The following is a 23,396-nucleotide window of genomic DNA, read 5'->3' as shown; positions in this document are numbered from 1 at the left end:
ATGGTCACCCCACAACACGCGGATGAGTTATCCACAGGCGCTCGCCAGCTCGGTGTCAATCTGAGCGCAACCCAGCACGAATTGCTGCTGGGTTACCTGGCCCTGTTGATCAAGTGGAACAAGGCTTACAACCTGACGGCGGTGCGCGACCCGAATGAAATGGTCTCCCGCCATCTGCTCGATAGCTTGAGCGTAATGTCGTTCATCGAAAACGGCCGCTGGCTGGATGTCGGCAGCGGTGGCGGGATGCCGGGGATTCCCCTGGCGATCCTGTTTCCCGAGTCGCAAGTCACTTGTCTGGACAGCAATGGCAAGAAAACCCGTTTCCTGACCCAGGTAAAACTCGAACTCAAGCTGGATAACCTGCAAGTTATCCACAACCGGGTCGAAGCCTTCACCCCTGAGCTGCCATTCAATGGGATCATTTCCCGGGCGTTCAGCAGCATGGAGAACTTCACCAGTTGGACCCGCCACCTGGGCGACCGCGATACACGCTGGCTGGCAATGAAGGGCGTCCATCCCTCTGATGAGCTGTTAGCATTGCCGGCAGACTTCCACCTCGATAGCGAACACGCCTTGGCCGTACCCGGTTGCCAAGGCCAACGCCATCTGCTGATACTGCGCCGCACGGCATGATTGGGAACACAAGCAAGAATGGCTAAGGTATTCGCGATAGCGAACCAGAAAGGTGGCGTGGGCAAGACCACCACCTGCATCAACCTCGCAGCATCCCTGGTAGCGACCAAGCGCCGGGTGCTGTTGATCGATCTCGATCCACAGGGCAACGCCACCATGGGTAGCGGTGTGGATAAACACGGTTTGGAAAACTCGGTCTACGACCTGCTGATCGGCGAATGCGACCTGGCCCAGGCCATGCACTTCTCCGAGCACGGCGGTTATCAATTGCTGCCGGCCAACCGCGACCTGACGGCCGCGGAAGTGGTGCTGCTGGAAATGCAGATGAAGGAAAGCCGTCTGCGCAGCGCCCTGGCACCGATCCGTGAAAACTACGACTACATTCTGATCGACTGCCCGCCGTCGTTGTCGATGCTCACACTCAATGCCCTGGTGGCCGCCGATGGGGTGATTATCCCCATGCAGTGCGAGTACTACGCATTGGAAGGCTTGAGCGACCTTGTGGATAACATCAAGCGCATCGCTGAACTGCTCAATCCGCAGCTCAAGATCGAAGGCTTGTTGCGCACCATGTTCGACCCGCGGTTGAGCCTGATGAACGATGTTTCCGCCCAGCTCAAGGAACACTTCGGTGAGCAGCTTTACGACACCGTGATTCCGCGCAACATCCGTTTGGCCGAGGCGCCGAGCTACGGCATGCCGGCATTGGCGTACGACAAACAATCCCGTGGCGCGCTGGCCTATCTGGCCCTGGCGGGCGAGATGGTTCGCCGGCAACGTAAACAATCCCGCGTCGCAGCCGCCCAGCCAACTTAAGGAATCCCCATGGCCGTCAAGAAACGAGGTCTCGGACGTGGACTGGATGCACTGTTGAGTGGTCCGACTGTCAGTGCCCTGGAAGAACAAGCGGTGCAGGCCGACCAGCGTGAGCTGCAGCACTTGCCCCTGGACCTGATCCAGCGCGGCAAGTACCAGCCGCGCCGGGATATGGACCCACAGGCGCTGGAAGAGTTGGCGAACTCCATCAGGACCCAGGGCGTGATGCAGCCGATCGTGGTGCGCCCCATTGGTGGTGGGCGCTTTGAAATCATCGCCGGTGAACGCCGCTGGCGTGCCAGCCAGCAGGCTGGCCAGGAGACCATCCCGGCGATGGTCCGCGATGTGCCGGATGAAACCGCCATCGCCATGGCGCTGATCGAGAACATCCAGCGCGAAGACCTCAATCCCATCGAGGAAGCGGTGGCTCTGCAGCGCCTGCAGCAGGAATTCCAGTTGACTCAGCAACAGGTCGCCGAAGCAGTGGGCAAGTCCCGTGTCAGCGTGGCCAACCTGCTGCGCCTGATTGCCTTGCCTGAGGTGATCAAGACCATGTTGTCCCACGGCGACCTGGAAATGGGTCATGCCCGTGCTTTGCTCGGATTGCCGGAAAATCAACAGGTTGAAGGGGCGCGACACGTTGTCGCACGAGGTCTCACTGTGCGTCAGACCGAGGCACTGGTTCGCCAGTGGCTGAGCGGCAAACAGGAGCCTGCTGAACCGGTCAAGCCGGACCCGGATATCGCCCGTCTCGAGCAGCGCCTGGCTGAGCGCCTGGGCTCTGCGGTGCAGATTCGCCACGGGAAGAAGGGCAAGGGACAGCTGGTGATCGGCTATAACTCCCTGGATGAGCTGCAAGGCGTCCTCGCTCACATCCGCTGAAACATTTCCTTATGTAGCGCGCAGTCGGAAATCACTACCCGGCAGTTGAATAGGGGCTGAACCGCCCCTATACTCTGCGCGCATTTTGTCGGCACAAATTATGCCAAGTTATTGAATTCTGGCAGCCGACCCTTGAGGAGCAAGAGCGATGGAAACCCGCACGCCAAACCGCTTGCCGTTTCATCGCTTGGCGGTTTTTCCGGTTTTACTGGCTCAGTTGGTCATTCTACTGATAGCCGCTCTGGCGCTTTGGCAATGGCGTGGAGTCGTTGCCGGATACTCAGGCCTTTGCGGAGGACTGATAGCCTTGCTACCCAATGTGTATTTCGCTCACAGGGCATTTCGGTTTTCCGGCGCCCGAGCGGCCCAAGCCATCGTCCGGTCTTTTTATGCCGGCGAGGCGGGCAAACTGATTTTGACGGCGGTGCTGTTTGCACTGACGTTTGCAGGTGTGAAGCCATTGGCGCCGCTGGCTGTATTCGGCGTCTTCGTGCTGACCCAACTGGTCAGCTGGTTCGCTCCCCTGCTAATGAGAACAAGACTTTCGAGACCTTAGGGCGTTTGAGGCAACCATGTCAGCAGAAACAACCGCTTCGGGCTATATCCAGCACCACTTGCAGAACCTGACCTTCGGTCAGCTACCCAATGGGAGCTGGGGCTTTGCCCACTCCGCAGCAGAAGCCAAGGAAATGGGCTTCTGGGCATTCCACGTCGATACCCTCGGCTGGTCTGTCGCACTGGGTGTGATCTTCATTCTTCTGTTCCGCATGGCGGCCAAGAAGGCGACTTCCGGCGTGCCGGGCGCTTTGCAGAACTTCGTTGAAGTCATGGTTGGCTTCGTCGATGGCAGCGTGAAGGACAGCTTCCACGGCCGCAGCCCGGTGATCGCACCGCTGGCGCTGACCATTTTCGTCTGGGTGTTCCTGATGAACGCCATCGACCTGGTACCGGTGGATTGGATTCCGCAACTGGCCATGTTGATCTCGGGCGATCCGCACATTCCATTCCGTGCCGTTTCCACCACTGACCCGAACGCCACCCTGGGCATGGCCCTGTCGGTGTTCGCGCTGATCATTTTCTACAGCATCAAGATCAAGGGCATCGGCGGCTTCATCGGCGAACTGACCCTGCATCCGTTCGGCAGCAAGAACATCTTCGTTCAAGCGCTGCTGATTCCGGTGAACTTCCTGCTGGAGTTCGTGACCCTGATTGCCAAGCCGATCTCTCTGGCACTGCGTCTGTTCGGCAACATGTATGCCGGCGAACTGGTGTTCATCCTGATCGCTGTGATGTTCGGCAGCGGTCTGCTGTGGCTCAGCGGCATGGGTGTGGTTCTGCAATGGGCGTGGGCTGTGTTCCACATCCTGATCATCACCCTGCAGGCCTTTATCTTCATGATGCTGACCATCGTCTACCTGTCGATGGCGCACGAAGAGAACCATTAAGACCAGTCTCGACTAGTCTGATGTCCCTCTCGTTGCGGCGAGAGGGAGCCCGTCTCGGGCTCGATGAAACGATTTGTTTTACCGCTTTAATCTAAAAAACCTAAACCATACGACGTAAAAGTCGGGAGGAAAGATGGAAACTGTAGTTGGTCTAACCGCTATCGCTGTTGCACTGTTGATCGGCCTGGGCGCACTGGGTACCGCAATTGGTTTCGGCCTGCTGGGCGGCAAGTTCCTGGAAGGCGCTGCGCGTCAACCAGAAATGGTTCCAATGCTGCAAGTTAAAATGTTCATCGTTGCCGGTCTGCTCGACGCCGTAACCATGATCGGTGTTGGTATCGCTCTGTTCTTCACCTTCGCAAACCCCTTCGTTGGTCAACTCGCTGGCTAATCACTCGAGTATTCGAGTTGATTGGTGTGACGGACAACGAACGAGCGAGGTGTTGGCGTGAACATTAATGCAACCCTGATTGGCCAGTCCGTTGCGTTCTTAATTTTTGTATTGTTCTGCATGAAGTTCATTTGGCCTCCGGTCATTGCTGCTTTGCACGAACGTCAAAAGAAGATCGCGGATGGACTGGACGCTGCCAGCCGAGCAGCTCGTGACCTGGAACTGGCCCAAGATAAAGCGGGTCAGCAACTGCGCGAAGCTAAAGCTCAGGCAGCTGAAATCATTGAGCAAGCCAAGAAGCGCGGTTCTCAGATCGTCGACGAAGCCCGTGAACAGGCTCGTGTCGAAGCTGAACGTGTGAAGGCTCAGGCTCAGGCCGAGATCGAACAGGAACTGAACGGTGTCAAAGACGCGCTGCGTGCCCAACTGGGTAGCCTGGCAGTCAACGGCGCAGAGAAGATCCTGGGTGCCACAATCGATCAAAACGCGCACGCAGAGCTGGTTAACAAACTGGCTGCTGAAATTTAAGCGAGGGCGATCATGGCAGAACTGACCACGTTGGCCCGACCTTACGCTAAGGCGGCCTTCGAGCACGCTCAGGCCCACCAGCAGCTGGCCTCTTGGTCAGCCATGCTCGGCCTGGCTGCAGCGGTGTCACAAGATGACACCATGCAGCGCGTGCTTAAGGCCCCGCGACTGACGAGCGCAGAAAAGGCCAGCACTTTTATCGAAGTGTGTGGCGACAAGTTTGATGCACAGGCACAGAATTTCATTCACGTTGCCGCCGAAAACGACCGTCTCCTGCTGTTGCCGGAGATCTCCGCTCAGTTCGACCTGTACAAGGCCGAGCAAGAGAAATCGGTGGATGTGGATGTAACCAGTGCGTTCGCATTGAACCAAGAACAGCAAGACAAACTCGCCAAGGTTCTCAGTGCACGGCTCGGCCGGGAAGTGCGACTGCACGCTGCGGAGGATGCCAGCCTTATTGGTGGCGTCGTAATCCGCGCCGGCGACCTGGTTATCGATGGCTCGATTCGCGGCAAACTCGCGAGCCTTGCCGAAGCATTGAAATCTTGAGTTTGAAGGGGCAGCAGAGCAATGCAGCAACTCAATCCTTCCGAAATAAGTGAAATTATCAAGGGCCGCATCGACAAGCTCGATGTGACCTCCCAAGCCCGTAACGAAGGCACTGTCGTCAGCGTATCTGACGGCATCGTGCGGATTCACGGTCTGGCCGACGTCATGTACGGCGAGATGATCGAGTTTCCGGGCGGCGTCTACGGTATGGCCCTCAACCTGGAGCAAGACTCCGTAGGTGCCGTTGTATTGGGCGCGTACACCAGTCTGGCTGAAGGCATGAGCGCCAAGTGCACTGGCCGCATCCTCGAAGTTCCTGTTGGTAAGGAACTGCTGGGTCGCGTAGTCGACGCACTGGGTAACCCAGTTGACGGCAAAGGTCCGCTGAACAACACCGAGACCGACGCGGTCGAGAAAGTTGCTCCAGGCGTGATCTGGCGTAAGTCGGTAGACCAGCCTGTACAGACTGGCTACAAGGCTGTCGATGCCATGATCCCAGTCGGCCGTGGCCAGCGTGAGCTGATCATCGGTGACCGTCAGATCGGTAAGACCGCTCTGGCGATCGACGCGATCATCAACCAGAAAGACAGCGGCATTTTCTGCGTCTACGTAGCGATCGGTCAGAAGCAATCGACCATCGCCAACGTGGTTCGCAAGCTGGAAGAAAACGGTGCACTGGCTAACACCATCATCGTTGCAGCGAGCGCTTCGGAATCTGCAGCACTGCAATTCCTGGCTCCGTACTCCGGTTGCACCATGGGCGAATACTTCCGCGACCGCGGTGAAGACGCGCTGATCGTTTATGACGATCTGTCCAAGCAAGCAGTGGCTTACCGCCAGATTTCCCTGCTGCTGCGCCGTCCACCAGGCCGTGAAGCCTACCCAGGTGACGTGTTCTATCTCCACTCCCGTCTGCTGGAGCGCGCTTCCCGCGTCTCCGAAGAGTACGTAGAGAAGTTCACCAACGGCGCAGTGACTGGCAAGACCGGTTCCCTGACCGCTCTGCCGATCATCGAAACCCAGGCTGGCGACGTTTCCGCGTTCGTTCCGACCAACGTGATTTCCATCACCGACGGTCAGATCTTCCTGGAATCGGCCATGTTCAACTCCGGCATCCGTCCGGCTGTGAACGCCGGTGTTTCGGTATCCCGTGTGGGTGGTGCCGCTCAGACCAAGATCATCAAGAAGCTGTCCGGTGGTATCCGTACCGCTCTGGCTCAGTACCGTGAACTGGCGGCATTCGCCCAGTTCGCTTCTGACCTGGACGAAGCGACCCGTAAGCAACTTGAGCATGGTCAGCGCGTTACCGAGCTGATGAAGCAGAAGCAATATGCGCCGATGTCCATCGCCGACATGTCCTTGTCCCTGTACGCCGCTGAACGTGGCTTCCTGACGGACGTCGAGATTGCCAAAGTTGGTAGCTTCGAACAGGCCATGATTGCTTACTTCAACCGCGATCACGCCGACCTGATGGCGAAGATCAACGTGAAGGGTGACTTCAATGACGAAATCGACGCTGGCCTGAAAGCCGGTATCGAGAAGTTCAAAGCCACCCAAACCTGGTAAGCCGCAGCGGGAGCCGCAAGGCTCCCGCTTGCTAACCTGATAGGTGTTACATGGCAGGCGCAAAAGAGATTCGCAGTAAGATTGCGAGCATCAAAAGCACGCAAAAAATTACCAGCGCCATGGAAAAAGTGGCGGTCAGCAAAATGCGCAAGGCACAAATGCGCATGGCTGCTAGCCGTCCTTATGCGGAGCGCATCCGCCAGGTTATTGGTCATCTGGCCAACGCCAACCCGGAATATCGTCACCCGTTCATGATCGACCGTGCTATCAAGCGCGTCGGTTACGTTGTGGTGAGCAGTGACCGTGGTCTGTGTGGTGGCTTGAACACCAACCTGTTCAAGGCCCTGGTCAAGGACATGGCGGTAAACCGCGAACAAGGCGTCGAGATCGATCTGTGTGTGGTCGGTAGCAAGGGTGCGGCCTTCTTCCGCAACTTCGGCGGTAACGTCGTTGCAGCTATCAGCCATCTGGGTGAAGAGCCGTCGATCAACGATCTGATCGGCAGCGTCAAGGTGATGCTGGATGCGTACCTGGAAGGCCGGATTGACCGCCTGTCCGTGGTATCCAACAAGTTCATCAACACCATGACCCAGCAGCCGACCGTGGAGCAGTTGATTCCACTGGAGGCAACCCCGGATCAAGAACTCAAGCACCACTGGGACTATCTCTACGAACCGGATGCCAAGGAGCTGCTGGACGGCTTGATGGTCCGTTACGTGGAGTCGCAGGTCTACCAGGCGGTGGTCGAGAACAACGCAGCTGAACAAGCGGCGCGGATGATCGCAATGAAGAACGCTACCGACAACGCCGGTGATTTGATCAGCGATTTGCAGCTGATCTACAACAAGGCGCGTCAGGCTGCGATCACCCAAGAGATCTCGGAAATCGTCGGCGGCGCTGCCGCGGTTTAACGGTTCAAATATTCAGAGGATCCAGCTATGAGTAGCGGACGTATCGTTCAAATCATCGGCGCCGTTATCGACGTGGAATTTCCACGCGACAGCGTACCGAGCATCTACGACGCCTTGAAGGTTCAAGGCGCCGAAACCACTCTGGAAGTTCAGCAACAGCTGGGCGACGGCGTGGTGCGTACCATTGCGATGGGCTCCACCGAAGGCTTGAAGCGCGGTCTGGACGTCAACAACACTGGCGCAGCCATCTCCGTACCGGTCGGTAAAGCGACCCTGGGCCGGATCATGGACGTACTGGGCAACCCAATCGACGAAGCCGGTCCTATCGGTGAAGAAGAGCGTTGGGGCATTCACCGTCCAGCGCCTTCCTTCGCAGAACAGGCAGGCGGCAACGACCTGCTGGAAACCGGGATCAAGGTAATTGACCTGGTTTGCCCGTTCGCCAAGGGCGGTAAAGTCGGTCTGTTCGGTGGTGCCGGTGTAGGCAAGACCGTAAACATGATGGAACTGATCCGTAACATCGCCATCGAGCACAGCGGTTATTCCGTGTTCGCCGGTGTGGGTGAGCGTACTCGTGAGGGTAACGACTTCTACCACGAGATGAAGGATTCCAACGTTCTGGACAAAGTGGCACTGGTCTACGGCCAAATGAACGAGCCGCCGGGAAACCGTCTGCGCGTAGCCCTGACCGGCCTGACCATGGCCGAGAAGTTCCGTGACGAAGGTAACGACGTTCTGCTGTTCGTCGACAACATCTACCGTTACACCCTGGCCGGTACCGAAGTATCCGCACTGCTGGGCCGTATGCCTTCCGCAGTAGGCTACCAGCCGACCCTGGCTGAAGAGATGGGCGTTCTGCAAGAACGTATCACTTCGACCAAGCAAGGCTCGATCACCTCGATCCAAGCGGTATACGTACCTGCGGACGACTTGACCGACCCGTCGCCAGCGACCACCTTCGCCCACTTGGACGCCACCGTCGTTCTGTCCCGTGACATCGCTTCCCTGGGTATCTACCCAGCGGTAGACCCACTGGACTCGACTTCCCGCCAGCTGGACCCGAACGTGATCGGCAACGAACACTACGAGACCGCTCGCGGCGTTCAGTACGTACTGCAGCGTTACAAAGAGCTGAAGGACATCATCGCGATCCTGGGTATGGACGAGCTGTCGGAAACCGACAAGCAGTTGGTATCCCGCGCTCGTAAGATCCAGCGCTTCTTGTCGCAGCCGTTCTTCGTGGCTGAAGTCTTCACTGGTTCTCCAGGCAAATACGTTTCCCTGAAAGACACCATCGCTGGCTTCAAAGGCATCCTCAACGGTGACTACGACCACCTGCCAGAACAAGCGTTCTACATGGTCGGCGGCATCGACGAAGCGATCGAGAAAGCCAAGAAACTGTAATCCCGGCGCCCGGCAACGGGCGCTAATTTAGGTTGAGGCAAGCAGATGGCTATGACAGTCCATTGCGATATCGTCAGCGCGGAAGGGGAAATCTTCTCCGGTCTGGTGGAGATGGTGGTTGCGCACGGTGAACTGGGTGATCTTGGTATCGCTCTGGGTCACGCACCGCTGATCACCAACCTGAAGCCAGGTCCGATCCGCTTGATCAAGCAGGGCGGGGAAGCCGAGGTGTTCTACATCTCCGGTGGTTTCCTCGAGGTTCAGCCGAACATGGTCAAGGTTCTTGCCGACACCGTGCAACGTGCTGCCGACCTGGACGAAGCCTCCGCTCAGGAAGCCGTCAAGGCTGCTGAGAAGGCCCTGAATGAAAAAGGCGCAGATTTCGACTACGGTTCTGCTGCTGCACGTCTGGCCGAGGCCGCAGCTCAGCTGCGTACCGTCCAGCAGATCCGCAAGAAGTTCGGCGGCTAAGCCGCAGGCTTTCTGTGTGATTGATTAAAAAGGGTAGCCTCGGCTACCCTTTTTATTTTCCGCCATTCACCCCCTCTGGTCGCAGTCGCCGACCACCCAGGATTGGTAGCCAGTCATGTCTCTCGAAATCGTTATCCTCGCCGCGGGTCAAGGGACTCGCATGCGCTCGGCGCTGCCGAAGGTGCTTCATCCGGTCGCCGGCAATTCCATGCTCGGGCATGTTATCCACAGCGCCCGGCAACTTGATCCACAGCGCATCCACGTGGTGATCGGCCACGGTGCGGATGCGGTGCGTGAGCGTTTGGCGGCCGATGACCTGAATTTCGTGTTGCAGGACAAGCAACTGGGCACCGGCCACGCGGTGGCCCAGGCCGTACCTTTTATCACGGCTGACACAGTGCTGATCCTCTACGGCGATGTACCACTGATCGAAGTCGAGACCCTGCAGCGCCTGCTCAAGCAGGTGGGACCGGAACAACTGGGTCTGTTGACCGTCGAGCTGGACGACCCCACCGGTTACGGTCGCATCGTCCGCGACGCAGCCGGCAAGGTGAGCGCTATCGTCGAGCAGAAAGATGCCAATGAAGCCCAGCGCGCCATTACCGAAGGCAACACCGGAATCCTCGCGGTGCCCGGCAAGCGCCTGGGCGACTGGACCGGCCGTCTGTCCAACAACAACGCCCAGGGCGAGTATTACCTGACCGACGTGATCGCCATGGCGGTCAGCGACGGCCTGATCGTCGCCACCGAGCAGCCCCATGACGCCATGGAAGTGCAGGGCGCCAACGACCGCAAGCAGTTGGCGGAACTGGAGCGTCACTACCAGCTGCGCGCGGCGCGCCGGCTGATGGCCCAGGGCGTGACCCTGCGCGACCCGGCACGCTTCGACGTGCGCGGTGAGGTCACCGCCGGTCGCGACGTGCTGATCGACATCAATGTGATTCTCGAAGGCCGAGTGGTGATCGAGGACGACGTGATCATCGGCCCCAACTGCGTGATCAAGGACAGCACCCTGCGCAAGGGCGTGGTGATCAAGGCCAACAGTCACCTCGACGGCGCGGTAATGGGTGAGGGCAGCGATGCCGGCCCGTTCGCCCGCCTGCGTCCCGGCACGGTGCTGGAAGCCAAGGCCCATGTGGGTAACTTTGTCGAACTGAAGAATGCCCACCTGGGGCAGGGCGCCAAGGCCGGTCACCTGACTTACCTGGGCGACGCTGTGATCGGCGCCCGCACCAACATCGGCGCCGGGACCATCACCTGCAATTACGACGGGGTGAACAAGCACAAGACGGTCATGGGTGAAGACGTGTTCATTGGTTCCAACAACTCCCTGGTGGCCCCTGTGGATATCTTGTCCGGTGCCACCACGGCCGCCGGTTCCACCATCACCCAGAACGTGGCGCCCGCCCAACTGGCGGTAGGTCGGGCCCGGCAGAAGAACATCGACGGCTGGAAGCGGCCAGAAAAGATCAAGAAGGACTGAGGTTATCCACAACCGTGGAACCCTGTTCGTCGGCAAGCCGGCTCCTACACCCATCGGTAGGAGCCGGCGTGCCGGCGATTTTTTTCACTTCCCCCGCTTGACGAAGTTTCGATCATAGGTTTTTATTGCGCCTGTTATCTTTCGAATCGAAACTTAAGCCGCCATGTCGAAGCGCAACACCCCCCAACGTCGCCACAACATCCTTGCCTTGCTCAATGAACAGGGCGAAGTGAGCGTTGATGCCTTGGCCAAGCGTTTCGAAACCTCTGAAGTTACGATTCGAAAGGACTTGGCCGCACTGGAGAGCAATGGCCTGCTGCTGCGGCGTTACGGCGGCGCCATCACCATGCCCCAGGAACTGGTGAGCGATCTTGGCCAGCCTGTGTCCCTCTACAAGCAGGCGATTGCCCGGGCCGCAGTACAGCGCATCCGTGAACACGCACGGATCATCATCGACAGTGGCAGCACCACCGCCGCCATGATTCCCGAACTGGGCCAGCAACCGGGCCTGGTGGTCATGACCAACTCCCTGAATGTGGCCAACGCCCTGAGCGAGCTGGAGCATGAGCCGGTGCTGTTGATGACCGGCGGCACCTGGGACCCCCATTCCGAGTCCTTCCAGGGCCAGGTGGCTGAACAGGTTCTACGCTCATACGACTTCGACCAGCTGTTTATCGGTGCCGACGGTATCGATCTGGCCCGCGGCACCACCACCTTCAACGAATTGCTGGGGTTGAGCCGGGTCATGGCCGAAGTGGCTCGTGAAGTGGTGGTGATGGTCGAATCCGACAAGATCGGCCGCAAGATTCCCAACCTGGAGCTGCCATGGAGCAGCGTCCATACCCTTATTACCGATGATCGCCTGCCCTTTGAGGTCCGCGACCAAATCCAGGCCCGCGGCATAACTCTGATTTGCGCGGCTGTCAGCTAGGAGAGAAACCATGTGTGGAATTGTTGGCGCCGTTGCTGAACGCAATATCACCGCCATTTTGCTGGAAGGCCTCAAGCGCCTCGAATACCGCGGCTACGACAGCGCCGGTGTAGCGGTCTACACCAACGCCGGCAAGCTTGAGCGCATGCGGCGCCCGGGCAAGGTCAGCGAACTGGAACAGGCCCTGGCCAGCGAGCCGCTGGTCGGCCGTCTGGGCATCGCCCACACCCGCTGGGCCACCCACGGCGCCCCGTGCGAGCGTAACGCCCACCCGCATTTCTCCGGCGACCTGGCGATCGTGCACAACGGCATCATCGAGAACCACGAAGCCCTGCGCGCGCAGCTCAGCGCCCTGGGCTACGCGTTCACCTCGGACACCGACACCGAAGTCATCGCCCACCTGCTGAACCACAAACTCAAGGACCTGGGCGACCTCACAGTGGCTCTCAAGGCCACGGTCAAGGAACTGCACGGCGCCTATGGCCTGGCCGTGATCAGCGCCAGCCAGCCGGATCGCCTGGTGGCAGCCCGCAGCGGCAGCCCGCTGGTGATCGGTCTGGGCCTGGGGGAAAACTTCCTCGCCTCCGACCAACTGGCCCTGCGCCAGGTCACCGACCGCTTCATGTACCTGGAAGAGGGCGACATCGCCGAGATCCGCCGCGACAGCGTGCAGATCTGGGACATCGACGGCCAGGCCGTCGAGCGTGAAGCGGTGCAGTACCGCGACGGCGCCGAAGCAGCGGAGAAGGGCGAGTTCCGTCACTTCATGCTCAAGGAAATCCACGAACAACCTTCCGTGGTACAGCGCACCCTGGAAGGTCGCCTGAGCGCCAATCAGGTGTTGGTCCAGGCCTTCGGTCCACAAGCCGCCGAGCTGTTCGCCAAGGTGCGCAATGTACAGATCGTCGCCTGTGGCACCAGCTATCACGCCGGCATGGTCGCCCGTTACTGGCTGGAAGAACTGGCCGGTATTCCGTGCCAGGTGGAAGTGGCCAGTGAGTTCCGCTACCGCAAGGTGGTGGTGCAGCCCGACACCCTGTTCGTGACCATCTCCCAGTCCGGCGAAACCGCCGACACCCTGGCCGCCCTGCGCAATGCCAAGGAATTGGGCTTCCTCGCCAGCCTGGCCATCTGCAACGTCGGCATCAGCTCCCTGGTGCGTGAGTCCGACCTGACCCTGCTGACCCAGGCCGGTCGCGAAATCGGCGTGGCCTCCACCAAGGCCTTCACCACCCAACTGGTGGGCCTGCTGTTGCTGACCCTGTCCCTGGGTCAGGTACGTGGCACCCTGGCCGCCGGCGTCGAAGCCGAGCTGGTGGAAGAACTGCGCCGCCTGCCGATCCGCCTGGGCGAAGCCCTGGCCATGGACGGTGTGGTGGAGAAGACCGCCGAGCTGTTTGCCGACAAGCACCACACCCTGTTCCTCGGCCGTGGCGCCCAGTACCCGGTGGCAATGGAAGGCTCGCTCAAGCTCAAGGAGATCTCCTACATCCACGCCGAAGCCTACCCGGCTGGTGAGCTCAAGCACGGTCCGCTGGCGCTTGTGGATAACGACATGCCGGTGGTCACCGTGGCGCCGAACAACGAGCTGTTGGAAAAACTCAAATCCAACCTTCAGGAAGTGCGTGCCCGTGGCGGCGAGCTGATCGTGTTTGCCGACGAACAAGCCGGCATGACCAATGGCGAAGGCACCCACGTGATCCAGATGCCGCACATCCACGACATCCTCTCGCCGATCCTCTACACCATCCCGCTGCAGTTGCTGTCCTACTACGTCGCCGTGCTCAAGGGCACCGACGTCGACCAGCCGCGCAACCTGGCCAAGTCGGTGACGGTGGAGTGAGTTATCCACAGCGGTCCGCCGGGCGGCTGTGAACCCATCCCCCAGAAAGTCCCGGCTTGTGCACAGGCCGGGGCTTTTTTATTGAGCTGTGGAAAACCTATGAAGCTGCGCTTGATTCATGGATGGACGATTGTCCTGATGCTGCTTGTCCTGCTGCTGGGCGGGCTGACCCCGGTGCTGTCCAACAGCCTGTTGCTGCTGAAGGACCGGGCCAACTTCATTCCCGCCGAATCCTCCATCTGGACCTTTGAACCGACCCTGATTAATCAGGGTTCTTCTTCCTATTGGTTGTACGGGGAAGATCGGCATTACTACTTCTATTTTTCCTACGCCGAAGATCAGCCCTACCGGCTGATTGCCAAGAACAACCCGTGCCCGGGATTCGATCGGCATGACGTCGGCACCTGGTGTATCCCCTGAAGCCAGGCCCCTGGATTATGCTGCTGGCTCGCGGCGCTCACCGGGCAGGCGCCGGCAGCTGAGGTAGGGCATGGACAGGTTCCAGGAAATGCAGGTGTTCGTTTGCGTCGCTCAGGAGCAGGGCTTCGCTGCTGCCGCCCGGCGCCTGAGCCTGTCGGCCGCCAGCGTGACCCGAGCCGTCGCCGCGCTGGAGCAGCGCATCGGCACTCAGTTGTTGATCCGTACCACCCGCAGCGTGCACTTGAGTGAAGCCGGGCAAGGCTACCTGGAGGATTGCCGGCGCATTTTGGCCGAGGTCCAGGACGCCGAGGCTTCGGCCGCCGGCATCCATGCCCAGCCCCGGGGCCAACTGACCCTGACCGCGCCGCTGTTGTTCGGTGACCTTTTCGTCACCCCGCTGCTGGTGCGCTACCTGCAACGTTATCCACAGGTCAGCGTCAACGCGCTGCTGCTGGACCGGGTGGCGAGCATGGTGGAGGAGGGGATCGACGTGGCGATACGCATTGGCGAGTTGCCCGACAGCGGCCAGCACAGCGTCCGAGTCGGCGAGGTGCGCCGCGTCGTCTGCGCCGCGCCGGAGTTTCTTGCCGTCCATGGACGTCCCCAGCATCCCGATGACCTGCGCCAGGCGCCAGTGATCGCACCGTCGTCCGTCGGCCAGGCGCGTAACTGGCAGTTCAACGATGGCGGTCGGCCCTTGAGCATTCGTCCCGAGCCGCGCTTGCTGGTGAGTGCCAACCAGGCGGCCATCAGCGCTGCCTGTCTGGGGTTGGGCCTGACCCGGGTGCTGTCCTATCAGGTCGCCGACCAGGTCGCGGCCGGGCAGTTGGAAATTGTCCTCCAGGCCTTCGAGCTGGCGCCCTTGCCGATCCATGTGGTGTACCAGGGCGGGCGCAAGGCACCGGCGCGGGTGCGTAGCTTCGTCGACTTCGCCGTGCAGGCCCTGCGTGAGCATCCATCGCTCAATCCTTGATCAGCGTTATTGCGTTGGATGAAATGATGGATTGCGATTTCTGGTGATTCTGTTGTTTTTCCCCAGGGATCAAGATGGGGCTCCCAGCGCGGCACTTCGACCGCGCTCCTGCTCGCGGAGTCCACCATGTCCCTGCTGCCCATCAAGTTCTACAACTTTCCCCGTTCCGGGCATGCCCATCGGGTCGAGCTGATGCTGTCCCTGCTGGACCTGCCCAGCGAAACCATCTTTGTCGACCTGGCCAAGGGCGCTCACAAGCAGGCGGATTTCCTGGCCCTCAACCCCTTTGGCCAGGTGCCGGTGATCGATGACCAGGGCGTGGTGGTGGCGGACTCCAATGCGATCCTGGTGTATCTGGCGCAACGCTACGGTCGTGGCCGCTGGTTGCCCACCGACCCGGAGGGGGCAGCCCAGGTACAGCGCTGGCTGTCGGTGGCGGCGGGGCCGATTGCCTTCGGGCCGGCAGCTGCGCGGCTGATCACGGTGTTTGGTGCCTCCTTTAATGCCGAGGAAGTCATCGCCCGTTCCCATGTGCTGCTCAAAGTCATGGACCAGGAGCTGGCCAGCCGGCCCTTCCTGGTGGGGCAGCAGGCGACCATCGCCGATGTCGCGGGCTACAGCTACATCGCCCACGCTCCGGAGGGCAATGTGTCCCTGGCCGATTACCCCCATGTACGGGCCTGGCTGGAGCGTATCGAAGCCTTGCCCGGCTTTGTCCCCATGCCATCCACGGCGGCGGGTTTGAAAAGCGCCTGAAGAACCACTCAGCGGAGGCCGCCACATGAGCACCCATTCACCTTGGCATGCCGGGGAACGGCAACTGCAGATCCAGGCAGGGGTGGCCGAGCGCATGGAGGCCTTCGGCGCCAAAGTCATTCGCCCGGCCATGCCCGAGCAGCACCAGCAGTTCTACGGGCAACTGCCGTTCATCCTGGTGGGCGCGGTGGATGCCCAGGGCGATCCCTGGGCGAGCCTGCTTGAAGGTCCGCCCGGTTTTGCCTGGGCCCCGCAAGCCACCCTGTTGCGCCTCGACAGCCTGCCGGCCGCCGATGATCCGCTGCAGTTGCAGGAAGGCGCGGCTGTGGGCCTGTTGGGGATCGAGCTGCATACCCGGCGACGCAATCGTCTCAACGGCCGCATCGGCGGGCTCGATAGCCGGGGCTTTGGCGTCAGGGTGCAGCAGTCGTTCGGCAACTGCCCGCGCTACATCCAGTTGCGCGATCTGCAGCGGGTGCCCTTGAGCGATCCGGCCAGCCGCCCGGCTCAGCACCGGCAGGATCTGGACCCGGCGGCCCGGGCCCTGATCGGCGCCGTCGATACCTTCTTCGTCGCCAGCTATGTCGATGTGCAAGGCCAGCGTGCGGTGGATGTCTCCCATCGTGGCGGCCCGGCCGGGTTCGTTCGGGTCGAAGGCAACTGCCTGATCATCCCGGATTTCGCCGGCAACCTGCACTTCAATACCCTGGGCAACCTGCTGCTCAATCCCCGGGCGGGTTTGCTGTTCATCGACTTTCACAGTGGCGAGTTGCTGCAACTCAGTGGGCGCACCGAGATCATCTTCGACGGCCCGCTGGTCCACACCTTCCAGGGGGCCGAGCGCGTGTGGCGCTTTACCGTGGAGCGGCTGGTGCGGCGGCCGGCTGCCCTGTCCCTGCGGGGCTTGTAACGGGCCTTGGGCGCCTGCAGAAAAAATCGCTCGCCAGCGATTGCCGCCAGCCTCGGCCCTGCGTAGGCTGGCGCGATCTCAAGGCTGATCATCTGCAGAGCGCCCGGCATGCCAGGGCTGTGTTGCGTTAAAGGGAATCAACGATTCATGCTGCCCCGGGTCTTGCTCCGCCTCTTCGCGTTATTGCTCTGCCCGGTGCTGCTCAGCGCCTGCCGCAACCAAGACGCTCCCCCCCTGGATCAACAACTCTACATCTGGCAACGCCAGTGGACTCCGGCCCACGCCGACGCCCTGGCAGGCTCGCGGGCCGACTTTTCCACCGTCCGGGTCCTGGCCCTGCAGGCTTTTCCACAGGCCGGCTGGAGCCGCGCGCGGATCGACGCCGCCTTGCTCAAGCAGGATGCTCGTCCGCTGATTGCGGTGATCCGCCTCGATGGGCAACTGCCGTCCCTGGATCAGGACGAGATCATCCGTCAGGTCCAGCAACTGCTGGCGCACTGGCAGGAGCAGGGCCTGACCCTGGCCGGGATCGAGATCGACCACGATGCCGGCACCGCGCGATTGCCCGCCTACGCCACGCTGCTTGAGCGCTTGCGGGCTGTGCTACCGAGCCAACTGGCCCTGAGCATCACCGCCTTGCCGGCCTGGCTCGACAGTCGCGAGTTGCCGGGCCTGCTGGCCAAGGTCGATAGCAGCGTGCTGCAGGTGCACGCCGTGAGTGATCCTCGGCACGGCCTGTTCGATCCGCAACAAGCCGAGCAATGGGCCAGGCGTTGGGCGCGCGTCAGCGACAAACCCTTCTATCTGGCCTTGCCCGCCTATGGCGTCGCCTTGCTCCCCGGTACCGAAGGCGCGCCCCTGGTGGAAAGCGAGGCGCCGCTGCGACGAAGCGGTCAGCGCCAGGAGCTGATGGCCGCCCCCGAGCAACTGAGCCAGTTGGCCAGGACCTTGCGCAACGACCCGCCGCCGCATCTGGCCGGCCTGATCTGGTTTCGCCTGCCTCTCAAGGGCGATCTGCGGGCCTGGAGCCTGGACACCCTGCGGGCGGTGGCCCGGGGAGACGTCCTGGCCGGCCGGCTGGACATCCGCCTGGAGGAGCAGGACGGCCTCGTGGATATCCGCTTGAGCAACGCGGGCAACCTCGATCGGCCCCTGCCTGAACAACTGACCCTGGCCGTTGCCCAATGCGACGGATTCGACGGGCTGGGCGGTTATTCCGCACAGCTGCGCGACGGCCAACTGCTGTTGACCCGCCAACAGACCGGCCGCCTGGCCGCAGGCGCCAGCCGCGCCGTGGGCTGGGCCCGCTGTACAAAAATTGACCAAGGAGCTGCGCATGTTCGTCCCTAGATCCCGTCACCTGCTGTGCCTGAGCCTGTGCCTGCCCCTGGCTCCGGCCCTGGCCTGCGGACCGTCTTTCCCCATGCGCCTGCTGAACGACCGTCCACAGACTCTTGCGCAGTTGCCCGAAGGCAGTTTCCAGTTCGAAATCAGCCGCCTGGGTCAGCCCATCGCCGGGCTCATGCCGGTCGCCGACAACGGCTTCAGTGCCGATTACAGCCTGCCTGACAGCTACTCGGTGCAAGAGCGTAACTGGGCCGAACAGCAAGGGCTGGATCAGGCTCAGCAAACCCTGGTCGGCCAGTTGCGCAAGCTCAACGACGCACGCGTGGCGGAGCAACAAGGGGCCAGCTTGCCGCTGGAAATCAACCTCTACACCGCGGGCGCCGTGGCTTTCAGCGCCGGGGATCATGAGCTGGCGGCGGAGTATTTCCGCAAGGTGCTGGCGCTGCCCGCCGAGCAGCGTGCCTTGCGCAGCACCTGGGCTGCCTATTCCCTGGGGCGGGCTCTGTCCTTTATCAGCGAGCAAGCCAACGAGCTGGACGACCAGGGTCGGAGCGACATGCGACAGGCGGCGCGCCAAGCATTCGCCCAGACCCGTCAGCTGAGCATCGACGCCTTCAGCGACCCCCTGAGCCTGGGCGTCGCCAGCCTGGGAGAGGAGGCCCGCATCCTCAAGGATCAGAACGACTGGAGCCAGGCCATCGATCTGTATGCCATCCAGAACCAGCTGGGTTCGGACGTCGGCTACAGCTCACTGAAGCAGGTGGTGGGCGAACTGAGTGGCCTGCCAGCCGCGCAATTGCTGGAGCAGCTCAAGCATCCTTCCGTAGCCCGCTTGCTCACCGCCTCGTTGATCTCGCACCAGGCCTGGTCCTTTGGCGAGCGGCCCGAGTCCGAGGTGAAACTGATCAAGCTGCTGAGCCAGGGCACTGCGGGCAGCTTCGACAACGCCGACCGGCTGGCGGCACTGAATTACCAGAATGGCGATTTCACCACCGCCAAGCAGTTGCTCGAGCATGCCGACGATGGCGGCCTGGCCTGGTGGCTGCGGGCCAAGATGGCCCTGCGTGATGGCGACAAGGTCGCCGCCGCCGCGGCTTATGCCAAGGCTGCCGGCGCCTTTCCCCGAGACGAGAGCTGGGGCTTTCGCGGCGACTATGACGGTAACTATGAAGACCTCAAGCCCGGTTGCCGGGTAGAAGGCGAAAGCGCCCTGCTGGCCCTGGATCGGGGCGACTATGTGCAGGCGTTCGAGCTGCTCTACCGCAGTGGCGAGATCTACTGGCACGACGCGGCCACGGTGGCGGAGCGGGTGCTGACCCTGGATGAACTCAAGCAATTCATCGATACCCAGGTACCGGCGCCGCCGCCGACGCCCAAGCCGGAATACTCCTACTACGAGAGCCTGCCGCTCGCCGCCCAGCTGCGTGAAGTGCTGGGTCGCCGCCTGCTGCGCGAAGGCCGCTACGAAGAGGGTTGGGGCTACTTCGACAGCCCGGAGCGCAAGGCCATCGCCAAGGCTTACGGCGAATACCGGCGCAGTGCCGAGTCGGCCTGGCTGCCCACACGCCGGGCGGAGGCCTATTACCAGGCCGGCAAGCTGGCCCGTGCCTCGGGGATGGAGATCCTGGGTTACGAAATGGGCCCGGACTACCACAGCCTCTGGGGCGCTTACAGCCTGGAGGTCCCACCGGTGCAGGTCGGGCCCTTTATCAGTGCCGACGAAGTGCAGCGTCAGCAAGCCACCAGCGCCGAGCCCGACGTGCGTTACCACTACCGCTACCTGGCCGGAGAACTGGGCAACCAGGCTGCGGACTTCCTGCCTCACACCAGCCAGGCCTATGCCGCGGTGCTGTGCAAGGCGGCGCGCTGGACCCGTGGCAGCGATGCCGAGATCGCCTACTACCAGCGCTACGTGAAAAACGGTCCCTTTGTGGAATGGGCCGGCAACTTTGGTATGAATTGCCAGGAGCCGGACTTCGCCAGCGCCAACAAGCGCTACCTGACCCAGTGGCTGGACGCATCCCGTTCGGCCCTGGTGCAGCACAAGCTGGCAGCGGCCGGTGGCGCTGGCGTCCTGCTGGCTGGCGCCTACCTGCTGTGGCGCCGACGCCGAACGGCCTGATGGTGCCTCGGGAGCTTTCAGTGGCGCGCGCGCCACTGAGGTGGGGCTGGGCTCAGGCCTGCTGGACGAAGGTCAGGCGCAAGGCAAAGCCGATCAGCAGGCTGCCGAACAGCCATTGCTGCAAGCGCTGGGCCGAGGGGCTGCGCTGCATCCAGCGGCCCAGCCCGGCACCGGCCAGGGCGTAGCAGCAGTCGAACAGTCCGCCCACCGCCACCAGCAGCACACCCAGAGTGACGAATTGGGGGACTACCGCGCCGGCCAGGGGATCGATGAATTGCGGCAGCAGCACCGAGCAGAACAGCAGCGCCTTGGGGTTCAGCAGGTTGGTCAGCAGGCCGCGCTGGATCGCCTGGCGCCAGCGCAGGGGCGTGGCCGCCGTGCTGGCGCTGTCGAGGTTGGGCAACAGGTTGGCCCGCAGGCACTGGATACCGATCCACAGCAGGTAGGCGGCGCCCGCCAGGCGCACCACATCGAAGGTCCAGGGCGCGGCCTTGAACAGCGCCGCCAGGCCCAGGGCGGCCAGGGCCACATGGCAGCCGCGGGAGACAGCCAGCCCCAGGGCCGTGGCCAGCGCCTGGGCCTTGCCCTGGCGGGCTCCGGTCTGCAGCAGCAGGATCATGTCGGGCCCGGGCAGCAGGTAGACCACCGCCAGAGCCAGGAAATACATCCACAGTTGCGCCACCTTGCACCCCATTCGTTGTCGAGTCGGTGCGCCCAGTTTAGAGCCGCAGGGGCGAGCAGGTGCTTGCGTAATCAACCAGCAAGACAGTGGAAATTGGCATAATCTTCCAACTTTCAATGGACTGACCCTGCAGATATGCCAAACATGAAACTCGATGCCTACGACCGCAAGATCCTCGCCGCCCTGCAGCGCGACGGCCGCCTGAGCAATGTGCAGTTGGCGGAGGAAATCGGTCTGTCGCCGTCACCCTGTTTGCGCCGGGTGCGGATGCTGGAGGAGGCCGGGGTGATCCGTGGCTATCAGGCGACCCTGGACCGGGATGAAGTGGGGTTGGGGCTGACGGTGTTCGTCGGGGTCAAGGTGGAGCGGCACAACGACGCCGAGGCCGAAGCCTTCCGCCAGGCGGTGTTGCAGTTGCCGGAGGTGATCTCGGCGTTCCTGGTGTCCGGCGAATCGGATTTCCTGCTGCAGGTGGTGGTCCCGGACCTGCGCGGTTACGACCGCTTCCTGACCGGCCACTTGCTGAAGATCCCCGGGGTCAGCGATATCCGCAGCAACTTCGCGATTCACACGGTGAAAACCCCGGGCCCCCTGCCATTGGGGCACCTGCCCAACTGAGGGGCTGTTGTGGCGAGGGAGCTTTCCCGCTCGGTCGGCCGGCGCGCAGCGGGCGCAGAACCAGGCTACGCAGTGTGTCAGGCACTCAGTGCTGGCAGGTTTTGGGGCTGCGTTGCAGCCCAGCGCGAGCAAGCTCGCTCGCCACGGTGGGTCAGGTCCACCAGTAGCGCACGAGGTGGAAGAAGATCGGCGCGGCGAAGCACACCGAGTCCAGGCGATCGAGCATGCCGCCGTGGCCCTCGATCATGTGCCCCCAGTCCTTGACCCCGCGATCGCGCTTGATCGCCGACATGACGATGCCGCCGGCAAAACCCAGGAGGTTGATCAGCAGGGCGATCAGGAACGACTGCCAGATGTTGAACGGGGTGATCCAGAACAGCGCGCCGCCGATCAAGGACGCCAGGAGGATGCCGCCGACAAAGCCCTCGACAGTCTTGGACGGCGACAGGTTGGGGGCGATCTTGCGTTTGCCGAAGAGTTTTCCACAGACGTACTGCAGCACATCCGAGAGCTGCACCACGATCACCAGATAGGCGATCAGCAGCAGGTTGCGGCCTTCGTAGCCGGCGATGTCCAGGGTCAGCAGGGCCGGCACGAAAGACACGCAGAACACCGCGATCATCAGCCCCCACTGGACCTTGGAGGCCCGTTCCAGAAAGTGCGTGCTGTCGCCCCCCAGGGACGCCAGGATCGGCAGCAGGAGGAATACATAGACCGGGATGAAGATCGAGAACAGTCCGTACCAGTCGGAGTAGATCAGCAGGTACTGCAGGGGCAGGGCCAGGTAGAAGGCTGCCACCAGGGCCGGGTAGTCGCTGCGCCGGGTCGGGGTCAGGGTGAGGAACTCGCGCAGGGCGTAGAACGACACCGCGTAGAACAGCAGGATCACCGCTGCCGTGCCGAGCCAGAAGGCGATGCCGATCACCAGCACCATCACCCACCAGGCATTGATTCGCGCATTGAGGTTGTCGATCACCGGGTTGGGCGCGCCGCGGGTGCGCCACTTGAGGATGAAACCGATCAGCGAGGCCAGCACCAGAATGGCGCCGATGCCGCCGAACAACATCAGGGTCTGCTTATCCATTTCAGCTGTGCTCCGGAGCCATGGCCAGCAGCGCGGCGCGGCTGCGTTCGAGGAAGTGTTCCTTGCTTTCATCCTCTTCCAGGGTCAGCGGTGCACCAAAGCGTGTGGTGCACAGCAGCGGCAGGGGCAGGAAGCGACCCTTGGGCATGACCCGATTGAGGTTGTCGATCCACACGGGAATCACTTCCACCTGTGGATAACGTTTGGCCAGGTGATAGATCCCGCTCTTGAACGGCAGCAGGCCGTCCTCCGGATTGCGCGTGCCCTCCGGGAAGATGATCAGCGAGTCGCCGTTCTCCAGGGCATCGAGCATCGGCTGCAAGGGATTGTTATCCACAGCCTCCTTGCGCTCGCGGTCGATCAGCACCCCATGGAACACCCGGTTGATGATGTAGCGGCGCAGGCCGCTTTTCTGCCAGTAGTCGGCACCGGCCACGGGCCGGGTCAGCTTGCGCAGGGCCGGTGGCAACGAGGCCCAGAGCAGCACGAAGTCGCCGTGGCTGCTGTGGTTGGCGAAGTACATCCGTTGCACCGGCTGGGGTGTCGAGCCGAGCCACAGGCTACGGGCGCCAGTGATGCTACGGGCGGCGGAGGTGATGAGATTGGCAACCAGGGGTTCGAACATGGG

The 23,396-nt window shown here is 61.8% G+C and carries 24 protein-coding genes and 1 pseudogene; 22 read left to right on the top strand and 3 right to left on the bottom strand.

Annotated elements, in window-relative coordinates; genetic code table 11:
* The 21 genes and pseudogenes from rsmG to ACSSVC_RS03595 all read left to right on the top strand — a co-directional run bounded on the left by rsmG (position 1) and on the right by ACSSVC_RS03595 (position 20,384).
* Complete coding sequence (gene rsmG, locus ACSSVC_RS03695; RefSeq protein WP_492612552.1) at positions 1 to 636, top strand: 16S rRNA (guanine(527)-N(7))-methyltransferase RsmG; 636 nt, start codon at positions 1 to 3, stop codon at positions 634 to 636.
* A gap of 18 nt (positions 637 to 654) precedes the next feature.
* Positions 655 to 1,452, top strand: coding sequence for a ParA family protein (locus ACSSVC_RS03690; RefSeq protein WP_317070754.1), 798 nt, complete (start codon positions 655 to 657; stop codon positions 1,450 to 1,452).
* A 9-nt stretch (positions 1,453 to 1,461) separates the two neighbouring features.
* On the top strand, positions 1,462 to 2,334 hold the full coding sequence (locus ACSSVC_RS03685; RefSeq protein WP_047306723.1) for a ParB/RepB/Spo0J family partition protein: 873 nt from the start codon (positions 1,462 to 1,464) through the stop codon (positions 2,332 to 2,334).
* Positions 2,335 to 2,482: 148 nt separating this feature from the next.
* Positions 2,483 to 2,890, top strand: coding sequence for a F0F1 ATP synthase subunit I (locus ACSSVC_RS03680; RefSeq protein WP_016964883.1), 408 nt, complete (start codon positions 2,483 to 2,485; stop codon positions 2,888 to 2,890).
* Between the two features lie 16 nt (positions 2,891 to 2,906).
* Positions 2,907 to 3,779, top strand: a complete 873-nt coding sequence (gene atpB, locus ACSSVC_RS03675) for a F0F1 ATP synthase subunit A (RefSeq protein ID WP_102862414.1) — start codon at positions 2,907 to 2,909, stop codon at positions 3,777 to 3,779.
* 133 nt (positions 3,780 to 3,912) lie between these two features.
* Positions 3,913 to 4,170: a F0F1 ATP synthase subunit C gene (atpE, locus tag ACSSVC_RS03670; RefSeq protein WP_002555987.1), complete on the top strand. Its 258-nt coding sequence runs from the start codon at positions 3,913 to 3,915 to the stop codon at positions 4,168 to 4,170.
* Positions 4,171 to 4,227: 57 nt separating this feature from the next.
* The gene (locus tag ACSSVC_RS03665; protein ID WP_011064385.1) at positions 4,228 to 4,698 is read left to right on the top strand and encodes a F0F1 ATP synthase subunit B; all 471 of its coding nucleotides are present in this window, start codon (positions 4,228 to 4,230) and stop codon (positions 4,696 to 4,698) included.
* A 12-nt stretch (positions 4,699 to 4,710) separates the two neighbouring features.
* Positions 4,711 to 5,247 carry a F0F1 ATP synthase subunit delta gene (locus ACSSVC_RS03660; RefSeq protein WP_346634715.1) on the top strand — a complete coding sequence of 179 codons (537 nt, stop codon included), beginning with the start codon at positions 4,711 to 4,713 and terminating at the stop codon, positions 5,245 to 5,247.
* 21 nt (positions 5,248 to 5,268) lie between these two features.
* Positions 5,269 to 6,813 (top strand): F0F1 ATP synthase subunit alpha, encoded by a 1,545-nt coding sequence (atpA, locus tag ACSSVC_RS03655; RefSeq protein WP_102862412.1) that lies wholly within the window; start codon positions 5,269 to 5,271, stop codon positions 6,811 to 6,813.
* 50 nt (positions 6,814 to 6,863) lie between these two features.
* On the top strand, positions 6,864 to 7,724 hold the full coding sequence (gene atpG / locus ACSSVC_RS03650; protein WP_011064382.1) for a F0F1 ATP synthase subunit gamma: 861 nt from the start codon (positions 6,864 to 6,866) through the stop codon (positions 7,722 to 7,724).
* 27 nt (positions 7,725 to 7,751) lie between these two features.
* The gene (gene atpD / locus ACSSVC_RS03645) at positions 7,752 to 9,128 is read left to right on the top strand and encodes a F0F1 ATP synthase subunit beta (RefSeq protein WP_011064381.1); all 1,377 of its coding nucleotides are present in this window, start codon (positions 7,752 to 7,754) and stop codon (positions 9,126 to 9,128) included.
* 45 nt (positions 9,129 to 9,173) lie between these two features.
* Complete coding sequence (locus ACSSVC_RS03640) at positions 9,174 to 9,599, top strand: F0F1 ATP synthase subunit epsilon (RefSeq protein ID WP_011064380.1); 426 nt, start codon at positions 9,174 to 9,176, stop codon at positions 9,597 to 9,599.
* Positions 9,600 to 9,714: 115 nt separating this feature from the next.
* Positions 9,715 to 11,082: a bifunctional UDP-N-acetylglucosamine diphosphorylase/glucosamine-1-phosphate N-acetyltransferase GlmU gene (gene glmU / locus ACSSVC_RS03635; protein WP_346634716.1), complete on the top strand. Its 1,368-nt coding sequence runs from the start codon at positions 9,715 to 9,717 to the stop codon at positions 11,080 to 11,082.
* Between the two features lie 163 nt (positions 11,083 to 11,245).
* Positions 11,246 to 12,013 (top strand): DeoR/GlpR family DNA-binding transcription regulator, encoded by a 768-nt coding sequence (locus ACSSVC_RS03630; RefSeq protein WP_102862410.1) that lies wholly within the window; start codon positions 11,246 to 11,248, stop codon positions 12,011 to 12,013.
* A gap of 10 nt (positions 12,014 to 12,023) precedes the next feature.
* Positions 12,024 to 13,856, top strand: coding sequence for a glutamine--fructose-6-phosphate transaminase (isomerizing) (glmS, locus tag ACSSVC_RS03625; RefSeq protein WP_102862409.1), 1,833 nt, complete (start codon positions 12,024 to 12,026; stop codon positions 13,854 to 13,856).
* Between the two features lie 99 nt (positions 13,857 to 13,955).
* Positions 13,956 to 14,276 carry a hypothetical protein gene (locus ACSSVC_RS03620; RefSeq protein ID WP_346634717.1) on the top strand — a complete coding sequence of 107 codons (321 nt, stop codon included), beginning with the start codon at positions 13,956 to 13,958 and terminating at the stop codon, positions 14,274 to 14,276.
* A gap of 70 nt (positions 14,277 to 14,346) precedes the next feature.
* A complete protein-coding gene (locus tag ACSSVC_RS03615; RefSeq protein ID WP_492612001.1) occupies positions 14,347 to 15,249 on the top strand; it encodes a LysR family transcriptional regulator in 903 nt (300 codons plus the stop codon).
* A gap of 126 nt (positions 15,250 to 15,375) precedes the next feature.
* Entirely contained in the window at positions 15,376 to 16,005 is a 630-nt protein-coding gene (locus tag ACSSVC_RS03610) for a glutathione S-transferase family protein (protein ID WP_404937961.1), read from the top strand.
* 25 nt (positions 16,006 to 16,030) lie between these two features.
* Positions 16,031 to 16,906: pseudogene (locus ACSSVC_RS03605) on the top strand (FAD-binding oxidoreductase); the annotation flags it as partial.
* A 156-nt stretch (positions 16,907 to 17,062) separates the two neighbouring features.
* Entirely contained in the window at positions 17,063 to 18,265 is a 1,203-nt protein-coding gene (locus tag ACSSVC_RS03600) for a DUF3142 domain-containing protein (RefSeq protein ID WP_492612000.1), read from the top strand.
* Entirely contained in the window at positions 18,252 to 20,384 is a 2,133-nt protein-coding gene (locus ACSSVC_RS03595; RefSeq protein ID WP_492611999.1) for a hypothetical protein, read from the top strand. The genes ACSSVC_RS03600 and ACSSVC_RS03595 overlap by 14 nt, the downstream gene beginning before the upstream one ends.
* A 52-nt stretch (positions 20,385 to 20,436) precedes the next feature.
* Here the strand turns inward: ACSSVC_RS03595 and ACSSVC_RS03590 are convergent, their stop codons facing one another.
* Complete coding sequence (locus tag ACSSVC_RS03590) at positions 20,437 to 21,078, bottom strand: LysE family translocator (protein ID WP_492611998.1); 642 nt, start codon at positions 21,076 to 21,078, stop codon at positions 20,437 to 20,439.
* 132 nt (positions 21,079 to 21,210) lie between these two features.
* Here ACSSVC_RS03590 and ACSSVC_RS03585 point away from each other — a divergent pair, with 132 nt between their 5' ends.
* The gene (locus ACSSVC_RS03585) at positions 21,211 to 21,684 is read left to right on the top strand and encodes an Lrp/AsnC family transcriptional regulator (protein ID WP_317070746.1); all 474 of its coding nucleotides are present in this window, start codon (positions 21,211 to 21,213) and stop codon (positions 21,682 to 21,684) included.
* Between the two features lie 151 nt (positions 21,685 to 21,835).
* Here ACSSVC_RS03585 and ACSSVC_RS03580 read toward each other — a convergent pair whose 3' ends face one another.
* Positions 21,836 to 22,768 (bottom strand): phosphatidate cytidylyltransferase, encoded by a 933-nt coding sequence (locus tag ACSSVC_RS03580; RefSeq protein ID WP_102881378.1) that lies wholly within the window; start codon positions 22,766 to 22,768, stop codon positions 21,836 to 21,838.
* Between the two features lies 1 nt (position 22,769).
* Positions 22,770 to 23,393, bottom strand: a complete 624-nt coding sequence (locus tag ACSSVC_RS03575; RefSeq protein ID WP_346634721.1) for a lysophospholipid acyltransferase family protein — start codon at positions 23,391 to 23,393, stop codon at positions 22,770 to 22,772.
* Between the last annotated feature and the right edge of the window lie 3 nt (positions 23,394 to 23,396).

Source organism: Pseudomonas sp. E1BtOHC1, from assembly GCF_058744285.1.
This window is presented reverse-complemented; position numbering and strand designations above follow the sequence as displayed.